This is a genomic window from Nostoc sp. DSM 114159 (assembly GCF_053470285.1).
Map to the genome: position 1 here is coordinate 6,300,048 of NZ_JBPFEH010000001.1, position 16,264 is coordinate 6,316,311.

General features: G+C 41.5%; 14 protein-coding genes. 7 read left to right on the plus strand and 7 right to left on the minus strand.

Annotation, left to right across the window (positions count from 1 at the left end; all coding sequences use genetic code 11):
* Window positions 1-77 precede the first annotated feature (77 nt).
* Complete coding sequence (locus tag ACR5KR_RS26615) at window positions 78-1,421, minus strand: TMEM143 family protein (RefSeq protein WP_448268579.1); 1,344 nt, start codon at window positions 1,419-1,421, stop codon at window positions 78-80.
* A gap of 20 nt (window positions 1,422-1,441) precedes the next feature.
* Window positions 1,442-1,621, minus strand: coding sequence for a hypothetical protein (locus ACR5KR_RS26620; protein ID WP_448268580.1), 180 nt, complete (start codon window positions 1,619-1,621; stop codon window positions 1,442-1,444).
* A 204-nt stretch (window positions 1,622-1,825) separates the two neighbouring features.
* On the opposite strand from ACR5KR_RS26620, the gene ACR5KR_RS26625 reads away from it, so the two are divergent.
* Window positions 1,826-2,590, plus strand: a complete 765-nt coding sequence (locus tag ACR5KR_RS26625; protein WP_448268582.1) for a Uma2 family endonuclease — start codon at window positions 1,826-1,828, stop codon at window positions 2,588-2,590.
* A gap of 428 nt (window positions 2,591-3,018) precedes the next feature.
* On the opposite strand, the gene ACR5KR_RS26630 is transcribed toward ACR5KR_RS26625, so the two are convergent.
* Together ACR5KR_RS26630 and ACR5KR_RS26635 are read right to left on the minus strand one after the other, a co-directional pair.
* Window positions 3,019-5,181: a tetratricopeptide repeat protein gene (locus tag ACR5KR_RS26630; RefSeq protein ID WP_448268584.1), complete on the minus strand. Its 2,163-nt coding sequence runs from the start codon at window positions 5,179-5,181 to the stop codon at window positions 3,019-3,021.
* Window positions 5,138-6,490 (minus strand): ATP-binding protein, encoded by a 1,353-nt coding sequence (locus tag ACR5KR_RS26635; protein WP_448268585.1) that lies wholly within the window; start codon window positions 6,488-6,490, stop codon window positions 5,138-5,140. Before ACR5KR_RS26635 ends, ACR5KR_RS26630 begins: the two co-directional genes overlap by 44 nt.
* Before the next feature lie 162 nt (window positions 6,491-6,652).
* Here ACR5KR_RS26635 and ACR5KR_RS26640 point away from each other — a divergent pair, with 162 nt between their 5' ends.
* Window positions 6,653-7,237 (plus strand): Npun_F5749 family FMN-dependent PPOX-type flavoprotein, encoded by a 585-nt coding sequence (locus ACR5KR_RS26640; RefSeq protein ID WP_445629777.1) that lies wholly within the window; start codon window positions 6,653-6,655, stop codon window positions 7,235-7,237.
* A 114-nt stretch (window positions 7,238-7,351) separates the two neighbouring features.
* Here the strand turns inward: ACR5KR_RS26640 and cysE are convergent, their stop codons facing one another.
* The 3 genes from cysE to ACR5KR_RS26655 all read right to left on the minus strand — a co-directional run bounded on the left by cysE (window position 7,352) and on the right by ACR5KR_RS26655 (window position 10,795).
* Window positions 7,352-8,116, minus strand: coding sequence for a serine O-acetyltransferase (gene cysE / locus ACR5KR_RS26645; protein ID WP_322697504.1), 765 nt, complete (start codon window positions 8,114-8,116; stop codon window positions 7,352-7,354).
* 208 nt (window positions 8,117-8,324) lie between these two features.
* Window positions 8,325-8,816, minus strand: coding sequence for a hypothetical protein (locus ACR5KR_RS26650; RefSeq protein ID WP_448268586.1), 492 nt, complete (start codon window positions 8,814-8,816; stop codon window positions 8,325-8,327).
* Between the two features lie 317 nt (window positions 8,817-9,133).
* Window positions 9,134-10,795, minus strand: coding sequence for a DUF3352 domain-containing protein (locus tag ACR5KR_RS26655; protein WP_448268587.1), 1,662 nt, complete (start codon window positions 10,793-10,795; stop codon window positions 9,134-9,136).
* A gap of 140 nt (window positions 10,796-10,935) precedes the next feature.
* Here ACR5KR_RS26655 and ACR5KR_RS26660 point away from each other — a divergent pair, with 140 nt between their 5' ends.
* The 5 genes from ACR5KR_RS26660 to aroC all read left to right on the plus strand — a co-directional run bounded on the left by ACR5KR_RS26660 (window position 10,936) and on the right by aroC (window position 16,263).
* Window positions 10,936-11,268, plus strand: coding sequence for a rhodanese-like domain-containing protein (locus ACR5KR_RS26660; protein WP_322697507.1), 333 nt, complete (start codon window positions 10,936-10,938; stop codon window positions 11,266-11,268).
* Between the two features lie 470 nt (window positions 11,269-11,738).
* On the plus strand, window positions 11,739-12,869 hold the full coding sequence (gene hrcA / locus ACR5KR_RS26665; RefSeq protein ID WP_448268588.1) for a heat-inducible transcriptional repressor HrcA: 1,131 nt from the start codon (window positions 11,739-11,741) through the stop codon (window positions 12,867-12,869).
* A gap of 119 nt (window positions 12,870-12,988) precedes the next feature.
* Window positions 12,989-13,663: a DUF2834 domain-containing protein gene (locus tag ACR5KR_RS26670; protein ID WP_448268589.1), complete on the plus strand. Its 675-nt coding sequence runs from the start codon at window positions 12,989-12,991 to the stop codon at window positions 13,661-13,663.
* Window positions 13,664-13,917: 254 nt separating this feature from the next.
* Entirely contained in the window at window positions 13,918-15,000 is a 1,083-nt protein-coding gene (gene psbA / locus ACR5KR_RS26675; RefSeq protein WP_448268590.1) for a photosystem II q(b) protein, read from the plus strand.
* Between the two features lie 174 nt (window positions 15,001-15,174).
* Window positions 15,175-16,263: a chorismate synthase gene (gene aroC / locus ACR5KR_RS26680; RefSeq protein WP_448268591.1), complete on the plus strand. Its 1,089-nt coding sequence runs from the start codon at window positions 15,175-15,177 to the stop codon at window positions 16,261-16,263.
* Window position 16,264 lies beyond the last annotated feature (1 nt).

Below are 16,264 nucleotides of genomic sequence, written 5' to 3' on the forward strand. Positions count from 1 at the left end.
AAGCAAAATATCCCCAACTTCTTCAAGAATTGGGGGATATGAGCCTCTTGATGTTTACAAATAACCGAGAGACTAAACTACAAGATTATTCCGTTATATCGAAAGGCATTATCCCAAACATAATCAATCACTGCTTTAGCTTCATCCAAAGGTAAAACGTGACATGCTCCTTGGCGATCGTAGGCTAGTAAAGGGATTTCTGGTACTTTGTCTGTTGTTTTGCTATTTTGAATTACTTGACCGCGAATATCTTCTAGATTGCTTAGAGGCCCTTGAATATCAAAGTTAATCTTTGTGCCTAATTTATTGTCCATCCAAGTTTCGATGCGAGAATCTAATTGTTGAGGAGTTAATGGTGTGGGGCTAGTCAGTAAATGATAGTATGCCAGAATAATTTCTTTACATTCTTCTTCTTCTGCTAATTCCAGAAACATTTGAAAAACACTATGATTGTTCCCTAAATTCTTGAAAAATAGTGTATCAGTTACAATTTTTTGAAATTTAATTTTTTTATTTTTGTAATTAGTGTATTGTGTAAAGGCAAATCCACCCAAAGCGATCGCTAATGATAAAGCTGCCACTAAGACGGGCATAAAATTTCTGACTTTATCCAACTCTACATTTAATGATTCAACCCAAAAAGTAACATTTAGTACTAGTAAAATTGCAGCAACTATTAATAATAAATTCGGTAATGTTCTTAATATCAAAGGAATTGCCGCGCCAATCGCCGGGATTCCAAATAGTAACCGATCTTTCCAGGTCATACTTGTTTTGACATTGGGAAAGATTAAGTCAACATCTAGTTTGGGAATATTTTTGTAGAAGTAAACATACATCTTACCGGGAATGAATTTTAATTCTTGGATCTTGTCTTTCTTGGCCCGAAAGTAAGCTGCTTCTTTGAACTTGACTAATAAAACAATCCGTTCAAAAATATCAATCGTCTTTTCTTCTTGCCAAAAGAAGAATTTTTTTACCGAAATTTTTTTAGAACTATCACCCCGGTAATAACAAATCAAGCGATCAAAATCCTCAAAATTTACTTTAGTTTTCAATTCAATAAGAGATTTTGTTGCCAGCGCTCGTTTGAGAATCGATTCAGGTAAAAGAATATAATTAGCTCTTTCAACAATATGCCCAAAGGCTTCAACTACTTTCAACTCCATGTCATCATATTGCTCGAATGTTGGTGGAGTTACTGGTTGAATCTCTGCATTAGGGTTAAAGGGTACGTAGTTATCTTTGATAACTTCTAAGGTTTTGTGGAAGCGAAAGTGATAGTAAGCAATGAGGATTTGGCAGAAATCTTGAAATTTTTTGACATCAGCTTCATCTAGCTGACCGTCTTGCAGGCAAAGTTTGATAATATCACTGCGAGTGTAGGGAATAAACGCTTCTCGATTTTCGGAAACAGTCATATTCAAAGATGAATCAGAATCTAACTAGGGTTTGCCACATCCCACGAAAACGTCGGCCATAAGACATTATCTCTTAATTGGCAACTAAATTCTAGTATCTTGCGTGGTAAATCTAGCAGTTTTTTCTTGAGTCGAGGGAAAAAGTGAGTAGGGATATTTGCTTTGCCTTCCACATCTCCAATGCGTTCTGTTATTTTCAAAGACTGATTGAAAAGTGCGTAGGCGTGGCCCGCACTTCTCTACGAGACGCTGCGCGTAGCTTGCTTCCACGAAGTGGTACGACTTGGCTCAGTGACCATCGTAGACATCGCTCGGCATAGATCCTGATTCTCTCATTTAAATTACCATCAAGATTCATTAATAAAATAAAGATGTACTCATAACTGAGGAATGGGAAATCGATCATGCTAAATTACGATCCATTAGCTTGTTTGCCCTCATCTGAGGAGCTACCTGACTCTGACGAGACTCCCGTGGATAATGAATTGCAAGATTTGATTCCCGGTTTACTAAAAGCGCTTCTGGCAATGGCTTGGCCAGAACGCATGGATTGGTTTTTTGGTGTAGATATGGGTATTTATTATGACCCAGATTTACCAGCAATAGTCCCAGATGGGTTTTTGAGTTTGGGCGTAGAGCGATTTAATGATGAAAACCTCCGTCTAAGTTATGTGCTTTGGGAAGAGAGGAAAGTACCAATATTAGCGCTAGAAGTAGTATCTCAAAAATATCGTGGTGAGTACTCTACTAAAAAAGCAGAGTATGCGAAATTAGGGATTTTATATTATGTAATCTACAATCCAAATCGTCGTCGAAAGCCACGGTTGGAAATATACAAATTAATTAATGGTGGTTACACTGCATTAGAAGATGGTAATCCCGTTTGGTTGCCAGAGATTGGTTTAGGAATTGGCATGGAACGGGGAACTTATCTAGGCATTCCTCGCCAGTGGTTGTATTGGTATAACCAACAAGGGGAAAAGCTTTTAACACCCGAAGAAAACGCAAAACTCGCTCAACAGAAAACCCAGCAAGCAGAACAAAAAGCTCAACAAGCAGAACAAAAAGCTCAACAAGCAGAACAAAAAGCTCAACAAGCACAACGACGTGCTGAATTATTCGCAGAACAGTTGCGATCGCTTGGCATAGATCCTGATTCTCTATCCTAATTTGCTGTAGAAACTCATTCACGAGTATCAAAGACTCGTCCGCGAGTAAAAAAGACTCGTCGCCGAGTATCAAAGACTCGTCCGCGAGTAAAAAAGACTCGTCGCCGAGTATCAAAGACTCGTCCGCGAGTAAAAAAGACTCGTCGTCGAGTATCAAAGACTAGTCCGCGAGTAAAAAAGACTCGTCGCCGAATATCAAAGACTCGTCCGCGAGTAAAAAAGACTCGTCGCCGAGTATCAAAGACTCGTTCACGAGTATCAAAGACTCATTACAGCAATTTTCATATATTTAAAAAACACTCTCGCTTTCTTCTCTGCGCTTTTGCGCCCACCGTTCGCGTAGCGTCTCCGATAGGAGAAGTTTTGATCGGCGGAAGCTGCTGCTCAAACTTCTCTCTGCGTGAGACAAAAAACTTTAGGTGCTGTAATTACGAATTACGCATTACCCTATCAAGACTTGCACTCACACTTTCAGCATCCGGTGACTTCAATCGCTGCAAAATCTCTAAAGCTGGTTGCAAATAGAATATCGCTTTAGTATATTCACCCTGTTGTTCTGCCAAATACCCTAACCACCACAGAGTCATTGCTTTACCTTGGACATCACCAATGCGTTCCAATATTTCCAAACACTGATTGAAAAGTGCGATCGCTTCATCCACATCCCCTTTGTTGGCGTAGATATTTCCCAGTTCGTGCAATGTTACCGCTTTGGTTTGGACATCACCAATGCGTTCTGTTATTTCCAAAGACTGATTATAGAGTGCGATCGCTTCATCCACTTCCCCTTTGTCGGCGTAAATACTTGCTATATTATGCAACGTTAGTGCTTTCCAATAGGCATCACCAATACGTTCAAAAACTTCCAAGCACTGATTGTAGAGTGCGATCGCTTCATCCACTTCTCCTTTTTTGGCGTAGATACCTGCTAGTTGGTGCAACGTCGCTGCTTTGCCTTGGACATTACCAATACGTTCAAAAACTTCCAAGCACTGATTGTAGAGTGCGATCGCTTCATCCACTTCTCCTTTTTTGGCGTAGATACCTGCTAGTTGGTGCAACGTCGCTGCTTTGCCTTGGACATTACCAATGCATTGAGTTATTTTTAAAGACTGATTGTAAAGTGCGATCGCTTCATCCACATCCCCTTTGTTGGCGTAGATCATTCCCAGAGAGTGTAATGCCGCTGCTTTGCCTTGGACATTACCAATACGTTCATTTATTTCCAAAGACTGATTGTACAGTGCGATCGCTTCATCCACTTCTCCTTTTTTGGCATAGATATGTCCCAGACTGTACAACGTTGCTGCTTTGCCTTGGACATTACCAATACGTTCATTTATTTCCAAAGATTGATTGTAGAGTGCAATCGCTTCATCAACTTTCCCTTTGTTGGCGTAGATATGTCCCAGTTCGTGCAAGGTTGTCGCTTTGCCTTGGACATTACCAATACGTTCATTTATTTCCAAAGACTGATTGTAAAGTGCGATCGCTTCATCCACTTCCCCTTTGTCGGCGTAGATATTTCCCAGACATTGCAACGTCGCCGCTTTGCCTTGGACATCATCAATGCGTTCATTTATTTCCAAAGACTGATTGTACAGTGCGATCGCTTCATTCACTTCCCCTTTGTCGGCGTAGAGAACTGCAAGACAGTGCAATGTCACCGCTTTGCCTTGGACATTACCACTGCGTTCTTTTATTTCCAAAGACTGATTGTAAAGTGCGATCGCTTCATCCACATCCCCTTTGTCGGCATAAAGTATTCCCAGTTCATGGAGAACGCTGGCTTTGATTCCTGCTAAATTTTCATCTTCTTCAGTTAACTTTAAAGCTTTTAGCAAAAAATCTTCTGCTTTTTTCGCCTCACCAATACTCCTATAAGCAACCCCTAACTCCTTCAAAATATTAATGTGGGTACGTACATCTGTTGATTCTTCCATTAGCAAGCGTTCAAGTAAATCAATCCGCTCTTGCCTTTCTGGTAAATCTAAACTTCCTAATATTCTCTCAGACTGAATAGTTTTTTCAATAGCCAACTCTTGAGTAGACTCGACTGTTTTAAAATAAAATACTCCTTTTCTCCATGCCCAAAAATCTGGGGCATATTTTGCCAAACGTGTTAGGGCATGATCTGGCAGAAATATCAGTATAGGGTGAGGAACACTATTAGTAAAAGCGTCTCGCACAAAGTTCAAGTCTTGCAGTACAGGCGGATATTCTCCAGATAAACCAATAGACTTTTCTAAGCCGATAACAATTAAAACTAATTTTTTATCTGGTTCTAAATGAATTTCTTTTAAATCACGAATAATCTCATCCCTTAAAAAACGCAAATTAGGATCGGCAAAATTGAGAAGTTCAAACTGAATCTCATGACATTGAGGATGATTGTTGAGGATTTCAATTAAAGTATTTCTATCTTCTGCAAAGTTAACAGCAACGAACCCAATCGTTAACTGAGTGTCAGCAAAGTCAATAAAGGTTAACAGTTCCGCTAATGACTGCTGATTTATTTGCACAAAAGTTTCTTTTTCTAAATTTAACTCAGGGGTTACTTGTGACTGATTTGACTGCTTCTTGGAAAGCATGGATTTGCCTCACAACTGGATTAACATAATTCCAGCGATTTTTGCCGTTGTACTCAAAAACCCAAAGATTGAACAGCATTAACCTGCCGATTTCATCTTTAGAAACATCTTTGTTGATATATACCGCAGCCAAAGCAGAATAGTATTCTGTTGATATACTCCGCTCAAAATTAAACTGCTCTTGCTTAATCGCATAAGTGATATCATCAGCAGTAACTTTTTCATGCTCACGAGTTGCTGCTGTAATAAATGCTTTTGATGCTATTTGCATCAATTGGCGGATGTGACCGCCGCTTGCTTTGGCTAAATCTACCAATAATTGACGCGATTCAAATACTGCGTCTACTTCAACTCTTTGTTCAATTAAACTCGTAATTGCTGTTATACCATCATCATTATAATCTAGCTCGTTTTTGTCTTGTTCAAACTCATATATGTTGACCATCGGCACAATATTAGGTGTGTCAAAGGAATTACTCAAATTATTTTCCGAATAGACAATAGAAATTGGCGCTGTATAGATAATCGTACAATGTAGACTTTGTAATTGAAATGCATAATCACAAAATAAATGTTTAGCTACATTTGGGGGCACTCTGTCTAAGTTATCAAAAATAATTAACAATCCCTTTTCGTATTCAGGATATTTGGATTTAAGCTTGACAAAAGCATCCCCTAGCAACAAATTTATATCTGCTTGTAAACGACCAATATCTTTTTGTAAATTCTGCCGAACCGTCTTTCTTTGTTTGTCAGCACCTTTAATTTGAGCTTGTATTTTACTCAAAAGCTTTGAAATAAAGGGAATCTTTATTCCTGCTTCTGCTTGAACACCGACACTTACTGACCTTTCAACTGTTTGTTCAGTTTCTTGAGTAATTTCTTTAAACCAAGACTCAAAATTATTTAAAAGTTGTGCATCAAAATTTAATTCCGATGCGTATAGTACATCAGCAACTTTTTTAATAATTACTAAATATAAATCTGTGTATTCTGCGTCTAATATATCTAGTTCAGCGTCGGCTTCTATATAAATAACTTTATATTGAGATTCCCATTCTCGTTGAATCTTCCTTAATTCTGTACTTTTACCGCATCCTCGATGTCCAGTAAATAGAAGGCTGCAAAAATCTGCGGGTTCAAGAAAACTTAAGCGAGTTTTAATAGTATTAATTGCTTCTGTCTTGCGAACTTTTGATAAATTAACATAATAACGTTCAATATCTCTATTCGTTACTAAAGGAGCTACATCACAAACACGAAAAGCAGCTTTAAGAGTATTAGCACGATTAGCGGGTAAGGAATTCATTAGGTATTATTGATATTAATAATTTAGATATATTACAGCAGCAAAATCTTAAAGCTTCTTGGCGTTAGAGAACTTTTAGGAATCACTGGCGCTCAACCAGGAGTATTGAAGTGGTAGGATGTTCAGCAATACCTGGCGTTAGATTACCAACAGAATTGTATAATGTCTCTTGCTCCTTGGCGAGGTGCGATCGCTCATGCACTCCATCGCAACCGCAGCCTTGTTTATGCCCGTTACCTGCAACTAGCAACGCTACAAGCTAATGGTCGCCCCACTAATCGCACCTTAGTATTTCGCGGCTTTCTAGAAGATACAAACCAGCTAAAATTTATCACCGATAACCGTAGCGCCAAAACCGATCGGATACAGCAGCAACCTTGGGCAGAAATTTGCTGGTACTTCCCCAATACACGAGAACAATTCCGCATCACTGGCTGTTTAACCCTAGTAAGCGGTGACGATCCCGATCGACATCTACAGTCAGCGCGGATCGCTATGTGGCAAGAATTGAGTGATGCGGCGCGTTTACAGTTTGCTTGGCCGCATCCTGGTAAACCCAGAAACCAAGAAGCAGGAGCCTTTGAGCCACCAGCACCCGATCCGGTTGAGCCAATGGCTAATTTTTGTCTACTGCTACTAGATCCGGTGCAAGTAGACCATTTAGAATTACGCGGCGAACCACAAAATCGATGGCTTTACCACCGTGATGACCAGCAAGAGTGGTCTAGCCAAGCGATTAATCCTTAAATATTGGAGTAGAGAGGCGATTAATTGCGTCTCTACAAAATGTTAGGAGTTGGAAATTGCAAACCTGCATTTATGATTTTTATTCCTCACTCCTCACTTTTAACTTCTCACTTTTTAAATGCCAGCACCATCTAGAAATTCCTGGATGGTCTTATCCTTGAGGTTGCACCAGCGAGTATCGTGGGTTGGTTCATCCTCTTTCGTTGCTAAACCACCCAATAAAACAGGAGTTTTGTCTGAAGAATTGTTGCGCTGAAGGGTTTGTATTTGTTCTTCCAACGCTTCAATCCGGTCTACTAAAGCACGAATTACTTGAGCTTCTGAATCTGGTAAGTTATTGTGTTCAAGAGGTGAAACCCGAACTCCAGAACGATACATAATGCGCCCAGGCACACCTACCACAGTACAGTCTGAAGGCACATCTCTGAGAACAACAGAACCGGCACCAATACGGACATTATTGCCAATTTGGATATTGCCCAGTACCTTCGCTCCAGCTCCAACTACGACGTTTTCGCCCACAGTAGGATGGCGCTTGCCACATTCTTTACCAGTACCCCCAAGGGTGACACCTTGATAAATTAGAGCATAGTCTCCGACGATCGCAGTTTCACCAATTACGACACCCATGCCGTGGTCAATGAACACACTTTGCCCAATTGTTGCACCAGGGTGGATTTCAATTCCAGTAAAAAACCGAGCCAAGTGAGAAATCAGGCGCGGAATAAAGGGAAGACCAACACTATACAACCAGTGAGCCAGCCTATGGAATAACAGGGCTTGCAAACCAGGGTAACAAAATAAAACTTCCAACCAGTTACGGGCAGCTGGGTCACGTTCAAATATGATACGAAAGTCAGCACGCAGTATAGATAGCACGAGATAGCACCCTCGGAAAGCACAACAAGCTACTCTCCCATATTATCCTCTCAGGTGTTACACCTAAAAATTGGGCATGGGGAAGAGGACAAGGGGACAAGGAGAATTGGGGATAAGGGGAAAAACTTGTTGCAAGTTCTCACCTCTTGTCTCCTTGTCTCCTTGTCTCCCTTGCTCCCCTGCTCCCCTGCCTCCCCTACTCCCCAATTCACTGCTGCTCCACTTTCAAAGTATAATCACGCTTGACTCCAGGATTAAATGTACCTACCCAAATCCGATAGGTGCCCTTTTTCCAGTCGCGATCGCTAACGCTAGCATCTTTACTTTTGCCAGTATCATCGCCGCAACGAATTGTTGTTTTATCTGGGCCTTGGATGATTAAAGTGGTGTCGTTGTTGTTGCTATCAACTTGGATTGTTAGCTGAGGAAAGTCTTTTTCCAAAACCATAATGTGATCTGGTTTGGGATCGGCAAAGCCAATACAGGCTTTTTGATCGCGATCGCGGTTACTTATGGCAGACAATGAGTAAGAACCACCTGTAAATCCCTGCACTGTTCCTTGTGATGAATCAAAGTTTGTTGATAAATTCAAAGTGGCAAAGTTTGCTGTCTGTGCGATTGCAGGGGTAGTTGTGATGGCGGTAAGTATAGCCAACAGCCAACCACCGCAAAACTGAAGTCGGGGGCGACAGTATTTCATAGTAGCCCTCCAACAGGCTTTTAAATTAGTGATGATATATACATATTCTAGTGAAAAAATTCCAGTGAAATTTCAGTTGGTTGTGCCACAATCAAATGTGCCACAGTTGATGTTTTTGAAAGTGGACTGTTAATTGCTTGGTTATTTCTGGATATAGACAGCAACATTAAATCGCACTCGTTGATAGGGGGGAATTTTTGCAATCAAAACATTAATTACCAAATGCTACAGAATATCTACGTAAATATGATGAGGCAAGAAAGTAGATAAGGGAAAAAATTCTTTTCCCTTATCTACTTTGAGCTTTTATGAAAATCTCACGAATTATGGAGTTTGAAGAAAACGCCACCTTTGAGCGATCGCGTGTCAGTTCCATAACTACTGACTGTGAGCGATCGCAGGTTGTTAAAAAATGGTTTACCTAAGACTTCCACTAGTTTGAGAATCGGTACTTGACGCTCTAACAAATTCTGGCTCTTTGTCCAGTCGAGATATACATAACCTTGGTTTGGTAGGGGAATTGCAGCGATACTATCTTTGAAATTAGGATTGTCAATTATCGAATTATCCTTGGTTGTGAGAATTTCATCGATCGTCTCCAAGTCAGACGCGAAAATTTCGTAATTTCCTAAACTTGTATGCAATCCCCGCACTTTTGTTTCAATGCTCAAAGATGCTCCTTCTTTGACATCGCTTTTTTTTGTAGCTGTGGTTAACTCTGTCCAAGCTGAGATTTTTTGCTTATCTATAGTTAAGGGATTAATGCTGAGTCCGTTGGATGAGGCGATCGCATCTAATCGAGCAACACCTTTTTCCACACTTTCGGATTTTTCTACTACAAAAATCCAATGGGGGGTTATTTGCTCTTTATCAGGTAACAATGCTAGGGCATATTCTCCTTGTACCCAACTGAAAATATCCTCTGGGAAGTTTATACCCCAGCGTTTTTGAACATCTACCAAAGGTTTTGCTAATCGAGAAACCACATCTTCCTCAGAACCATATATAGTTGCTGTTGCTTGTTTCCAGAGTTTGGCTAAATCACTGTCAGCCAAGTTACTCAAATTCGAGCCGGAAATTGCTAAACCTGCGGATGCTGGAACATACTGCAATGCTCCCACAGGTTTAGATAACGGTGCAGATGGAGGGACAATTTCCGATGAAGTCAAAATGCTGGTTTCTGCCAGCAATCCTTGGGGATTTAACACTAAGGATATAATTTGACTGTTATAAAGTTGTTCTGGTAACTCTAACCCTTGCCATTTTGCGACGATGGGAAGATTCAAGAAAGCTACAGCCAATTTCCCTTTGAGCTGTTCTTTGGTAGCTTTTTGGTATTCGGGTAAGCTAGTTAAATTGAGATCCGGCGCTTGGACGTTATTGATCGCATCTCGTAGTACTTTTGGGTCGTTGGCAAATAAGACGAAGCTTTCACCGACAACAGCACCAGCAAGCAAATCTTGTTCTGGTTGAGAATTGTCAGAAATCAGCTTTACACCTTTATATTGTTCAACAGCTAAGTTTGCACCAGCTAAAGCTCGTTTAGAAAACAACAATTCGACAAACTCGCGGCTTTTCTCTGGTTGCTTGGTTGCTAGTGCTAACAGATATCCTGGCTGCTGTCCGTTTTCTGGGTCGCGATCGATATCTAAGGTGGCGATCGCTAATGTAATTTCGTCCCCTAACCAGGGTTGAATGTCTTGTTTGTAATCTATGCCACTCTTGGCGAATAAACTGGTTTTGAGTTTAGATAGTTCTTCTTCGCGCTCCAACGCCTGCAAACGGTCAGGATTGGTCAATAATGAAATCATTGCAGGAGAAAGTTTCGACACGAATATGGCTGCACCAGGGCCAGAGCTAGAAGCAATGAGGTTAGCCGGACTTTTAGCGAAAAACCAGTAAAAGCCTGCGATCGCAATTACTAGCAGGGCGATCGCAAAAGCGACGATAAAACCGATAAATGAACGTTGCCTATTCACATTAAACCTATTAAAAAAGACGGTTTACAGCCATTTAAGCAGAAAGCCTAACAGAATTAATCAACCTTCTTGAGAATGGATACTCATGCCAAGGCAGAGATTTTCTGTCACCATAAATAGGGAATTCTTTTAGTCAACCCATGAACCAAATTAGTGTAGAAGAACTGGCGCAACGTCTTTCTTCTAGTGATGTAAGTATTCAGCTAGTAGATGTGCGTGAACCAGAAGAATTGGCGATCGCTAGCATTGAGGGCTTTGTTAACCTACCTTTAAGTCAATTTGCCGAATGGGGAGATCGAGTACCTACCCTCTTCAATCCCGAAGCCGAAACCTTGGTGTTATGCCACCACGGCATCCGCTCTGCCCAAATGTGCCAGTGGTTGATTGCTCAAGGTTTTACAAATGTGCAAAATATTTCGGGTGGTATTGATGCCTATTCCCAATTAGTAGACCCTTCAATTCCCCAGTATTAGCTTTTGCTGGGATACGTCACTCAGATGGAACTGACTCTTCCATCTGACTTTTGCTATGCTAGAGGCATAAGTACATCACTTTATAGGCTCACCGAAAAGCCTGCAATTTGGGCATAAAGTACATTTGCACAAAACTTTTTGACTGTGCCCAAATCCCACTTTAGCACTAGCCATTGTCAACAGATATGTATCTAATAATACTATTGCAAGCGCAAATTTGTGCAAAAGTACGGTTAGAAAGAAGCATCGTAAGGGTACATTATAACTAGCAGCTTTTGAAAAAAGGTTGAGCTACTATTTCAACCCTACTCTTAAAAAATGCTGTATGTATATAAACTTTAAAAATAATTATCATAATATAATTATATAATTTGCTATCTTAATAAATTATTAATATTCTCTGTTTTCGATTAAATTCACAAATTTCTTCAGAGTTTGATTAAAATTTGCCTTCAGCAAAACATAGGATAATGGAAGTTCAGTTAACAAATCGACAACAGCATATACTTTGGGCAACGGTACGTCACTACATTGCTACGGCAGAGCCTGTTGGTTCAAAGGCTTTGGTCGAGGAGTATGACCTTGGCGTAAGCTCGGCGACAATTCGCAATGTCATGGGTGTTTTAGAAAAGTCTGGATTGCTCTACCAACCACACGCTTCTGCTGGACGTGTACCTTCAGATTCAGGTTATCGTATTTATGTTGACCAGCTAATTACACCTTCTCTGCGTTCGCGCAGCGTGTCGCAGACAGAAACTATACGAACAGAAACTTTAGGGCGAGAAGTAGAGATAGCACTGCAAAAGCATCTCCAGTGGGAAGATCGCAGTTTAGAAACCTTACTACAAGGAGCCGCGCAGATTTTAGCAACCTTGAGTGGTTGTATTAGCTTGATCACTATGCCGCAAACGACTACAGCGCTATTGCGACATCTGCAATTAGTGCAAATTGAAGCTGGGCGGATCATGCTGATTGTAGTGACTGATGGTTATGAGACACATTCTAAATTGATGGATTTGTCGCCAACACCAGAAGAAACACAACGAGATTCAGAGGTAATCGATCGCGAGTTGCAGATTGTTTCTAACTTTTTGAATACCCACTTGCGGGGGCGAAGTCTGTTGGAATTAGCCAACCTCAACTGGAGCGAACTAGATCAAGAGTTCCAACGCTACGGGGAATTTTTGAAAAACTCAGTTGCCGAATTGACTCGTCGCACTCTTGCACCGACTGCAACCCAAATTATGGTTCGGGGTGTGTCAGAAGTTTTGCGCCAACCAGAATTTTCCCAGTTACAGCAGGTACAAACAATTATCCACCTGTTGGAGGAAGAACAAGACCAACTGTGGCGATTAATATTTGAAGAACCAGAACCGGAGGATGGTGGAAAACCAAAAGTAACGGTTCGCATTGGCGCAGAAAATCCATTAGAACCGATACGCACCTGCACCTTGATTTCTTCTAACTATCGCCGAGGTTCGATACCTGTAGGAAGTGTGGGAGTTTTGGGGCCAACGCGCTTAGATTATGAAAGTGCGATCGCAGTAGTAGCATCTGCTGCTGATTATCTCTCAGAAGCTTTCAGTTATTTCAATCCTTAATTAGTGATTAATCTTTAGGAACAAACCGCTACGCCTCTAGGCGAGCAAACAATACCATAGCAAGCAGATAGCTGGATTTGTAACGGCAAAATCAATAATTAATACTACTTAAATCTTTCATGCTTAGAAAAATTGCCTCTAGTCTACTGTGGCTGGGATTTGTTGTCTATGCTTTTTTCCTCGCGCCTCCTGAGCAACCTGGTACATTCGAGTTAATCAAAAACCTTTCTATTGGACAGTGGCAAGGCATTAACCCCTTAGTCATAGCACTATTCAACCTCATGGGCATCTGGCCTCTTATTTACAGTGCAGTAGTCTTTATTGATGGTAGAGGGCAAAAAATACCTGCTTGGCTGTTTGCTACTGTCTCTTTCGGAGTTGGTGCTTTCGCTTTGTTGCCGTACTTAGCCTTTAGAGAACCAAATAATCAGTTTGTCGGTAAAAAGAATATCTTGCTCAAATTACTAGATTCTCGTGTGACTGGTTTTGTATTGACAATAGCCACGATTATTCTAGTTACCTACGGTATAAGAGGTGGAGATTGGAGCAATTTTGTGCAAGAGTGGCAAACTAACCGCTTCATTCATGTGATGAGTTTAGATTTTTGCTTACTTTGCCTATTATTTCCCACATTGCTGGGGGATGATATGGCGCGTCGCGGTTGGAAGAATCCGCAGTTGTTCTGGTTAATAGCCTTGATACCGCTATTTGGGCCATTGGTTTATTTATCTGTGCGTCCACCTTTACAAGAAGTGGGTATAGAGTCCATATCCAAGCAGCCAGCAACGAATTGAAGAATAAAGTGCATTTTTCACAATCTAAAATCGTTCGATTAACCGTAGCGTTCCGCAGGAAAGTCTAAAATCCAAAGTGATATCACCTAAAGTCCCCGCCTTTTCAAAGGTTTGGGGATTTTCTGTGGGTGCGTAAATCCCAAGAGAAAATTTTTTCTGAAAGTACTTTACAAAACGCAATAAATTCTTTAAGATGTGTAACAGGTAGTCAAACCTACCTAAATTCATCTGCAAATAATCGCATTTATAAAACAATGACAACAACCTTACAACAGCGCTCAAGCGCCAATGTATGGGATCGATTCTGCGAATGGATCACCAGCACCAACAATCGGATCTACATCGGTTGGTTCGGCGTATTGATGATACCCACCTTACTAGCCGCCACCGCTTGCTTCGTAATCGCCTTCATCGCCGCACCACCAGTAGACATCGATGGTATCCGTGAACCAGTAGCAGGTTCCTTGATCTACGGAAACAACATCATCTCCGGTGCAGTAGTACCTTCCTCCAACGCTATCGGCTTGCACTTCTACCCAATCTGGGAAGCAGCTTCCTTAGATGAGTGGTTGTACAACGGTGGTCCTTACCAATTGGTAATCTTCCACTTCCTGATTGGCGTATTCTGCTACATGGGTCGTGAATGGGAACTATCCTACCGCTTAGGAATGCGTCCTTGGATTGCGATCGCCTACTCAGCACCTGTTGCAGCAGCAAGTGCAGTATTCTTGGTATACCCGATCGGACAAGGATCATTTAGCGACGGTATGCCCTTGGGTATAAGTGGAACCTTCAACTTCATGATCGTCTTCCAAGCAGAACACAACATCTTGATGCACCCCTTCCACCAGTTAGGTGTAGCAGGTGTATTCGGCGGCAGCTTGTTCTCTGCGATGCACGGTTCTCTTGTAACTTCTTCCTTGGTTCGTGAAACAACCGAAACCGAATCTCAAAACTACGGTTACAAGTTCGGTCAAGAAGAAGAAACCTACAACATCGTTGCGGCTCACGGCTACTTCGGTCGGTTAATCTTCCAATACGCTTCCTTCAACAACAGCCGTTCCCTGCACTTCTTCTTAGCAGCATGGCCTGTAATCGGAATCTGGTTCACCGCCTTGGGTGTAAGCACAATGGCGTTCAACTTGAACGGTTTCAACTTCAACCAGTCAATCATTGATTCTGAAGGTCGTGTGATTTCAACTTGGGCAGATGTAATCAACCGCGCTAACCTGGGTATGGAAGTAATGCACGAGCGTAACGCTCACAACTTCCCTCTCGATTTGGCTGCTGGCGATTCTGCTCCTGTAGCTCTTACTGCTCCTGCTATCAACGGTTAATTCTGAAGTTTAGCTGAATTAAGAAAGCGCCCTCTGGTAACGGAGGGCGCTTTCTCATTTGTATAGATAAAAAATAGGCTATACGTCAAACATTCCAAGTGCCAAAGCATAACAATTAACTTTCGCACAAACTCTAGGTAAAATACATAAGCCTCATCCTTTTTCTTTAAGATCATGGGCAACACTTTTGGTCATCTATTTCGTATAACTACTTTTGGTGAATCTCACGGTGGCGGTGTGGGGGTTGTGATTGATGGTTGTCCTCCACAACTAGAAATTTCGGCAGAAGAAATTCAAGTGGAATTAGATAGAAGGCGTCCGGGACAAAGTAAAATTACGACTCCTCGCAAAGAAGCCGATACCTGCGAGATTTTATCAGGTGTATTTGAAGGCAAAACCTTGGGAACGCCTATATCAATTTTGGTACGGAACAAAGATGCTCGTTCGCAAGACTACGACGAGATGGCCGAGAAGTATCGTCCTTCTCATGCGGATGCAACTTATGATGCAAAATATGGCATTCGCAATTGGCAAGGTGGGGGTAGATCGTCAGCGCGTGAGACAATTGGCAGAGTAGCAGCTGGTGCGATCGCTAAAAAAATTCTCCGTCAAGTTGCCAATGTCGAAGTTATCGGTTATGTCAAGCGCATCAAAGACTTGGAAGGTGTAGTCGATCCAAATACCGTTACCTTAGAACAGGTGGAAAGCAACATCGTGCGCTGTCCCGATGCTGAATGTAGCGATCGCATGATTGAATTAATTGAACAAGTTGGTAGACTTGGTGATTCTATTGGCGGTGTCGTAGAATGTGTAGCGCGTAACGTGCCGAAAGGTTTGGGCGAGCCAGTATTTGATAAATTGGAAGCTGATATCGCTAAAGGTGTTATGTCTCTCCCTGCTAGCAAAGGCTTTGAAATTGGTTCCGGTTTTGGCGGAACGCTGTTAACTGGAATTGAGCATAACGACGAATATTATATTGATGAAAATGGTGAAATTCGCACTGTAACTAACCGTTCTGGTGGTATTCAGGGGGGAATTTCCAACGGGGAAAATATCATTTTACGAGTTGCATTTAAGCCGACGGCGACAATTAGAAAAGAGCAAAAGACAGTAACTCGTGAAGGTGAAGAAACATTATTGGCTGCGAAAGGACGACACGATCCTTGTGTGTTACCGCGTGCAGTTCCAATGGTTGAGGCGATGGTGGCGCTAGTATTGTGTGACCATTTGTTACGGCATCATGGACAGTGTAAGGTGTTGTAGG

Coding starts and splice junctions, on each gene's coding strand:
- ACR5KR_RS26670 (WP_448268589.1), top strand. CDS start 12,989: ATGCTTAGAAAAATTGCCTCTAGTCTACTGTGGCTGGGATTTGTTGTC.
- ACR5KR_RS26640 (WP_445629777.1), top strand. CDS start 6,653: ATGTCTCTTGCTCCTTGGCGAGGTGCGATCGCTCATGCACTCCATCGC.
- ACR5KR_RS26650 (WP_448268586.1), bottom strand. CDS start 8,816: ATGAAATACTGTCGCCCCCGACTTCAGTTTTGCGGTGGTTGGCTGTTG.
- ACR5KR_RS26625 (WP_448268582.1), top strand. CDS start 1,826: ATGCTAAATTACGATCCATTAGCTTGTTTGCCCTCATCTGAGGAGCTA.
- ACR5KR_RS26635 (WP_448268585.1), bottom strand. CDS start 6,490: ATGAATTCCTTACCCGCTAATCGTGCTAATACTCTTAAAGCTGCTTTT.
- hrcA (WP_448268588.1), top strand. CDS start 11,739: ATGGAAGTTCAGTTAACAAATCGACAACAGCATATACTTTGGGCAACG.
- ACR5KR_RS26630 (WP_448268584.1), bottom strand. CDS start 5,181: ATGCTTTCCAAGAAGCAGTCAAATCAGTCACAAGTAACCCCTGAGTTA.
- aroC (WP_448268591.1), top strand. CDS start 15,175: ATGGGCAACACTTTTGGTCATCTATTTCGTATAACTACTTTTGGTGAA.
- psbA (WP_448268590.1), top strand. CDS start 13,918: ATGACAACAACCTTACAACAGCGCTCAAGCGCCAATGTATGGGATCGA.
- ACR5KR_RS26660 (WP_322697507.1), top strand. CDS start 10,936: ATGAACCAAATTAGTGTAGAAGAACTGGCGCAACGTCTTTCTTCTAGT.
- ACR5KR_RS26615 (WP_448268579.1), bottom strand. CDS start 1,421: ATGACTGTTTCCGAAAATCGAGAAGCGTTTATTCCCTACACTCGCAGT.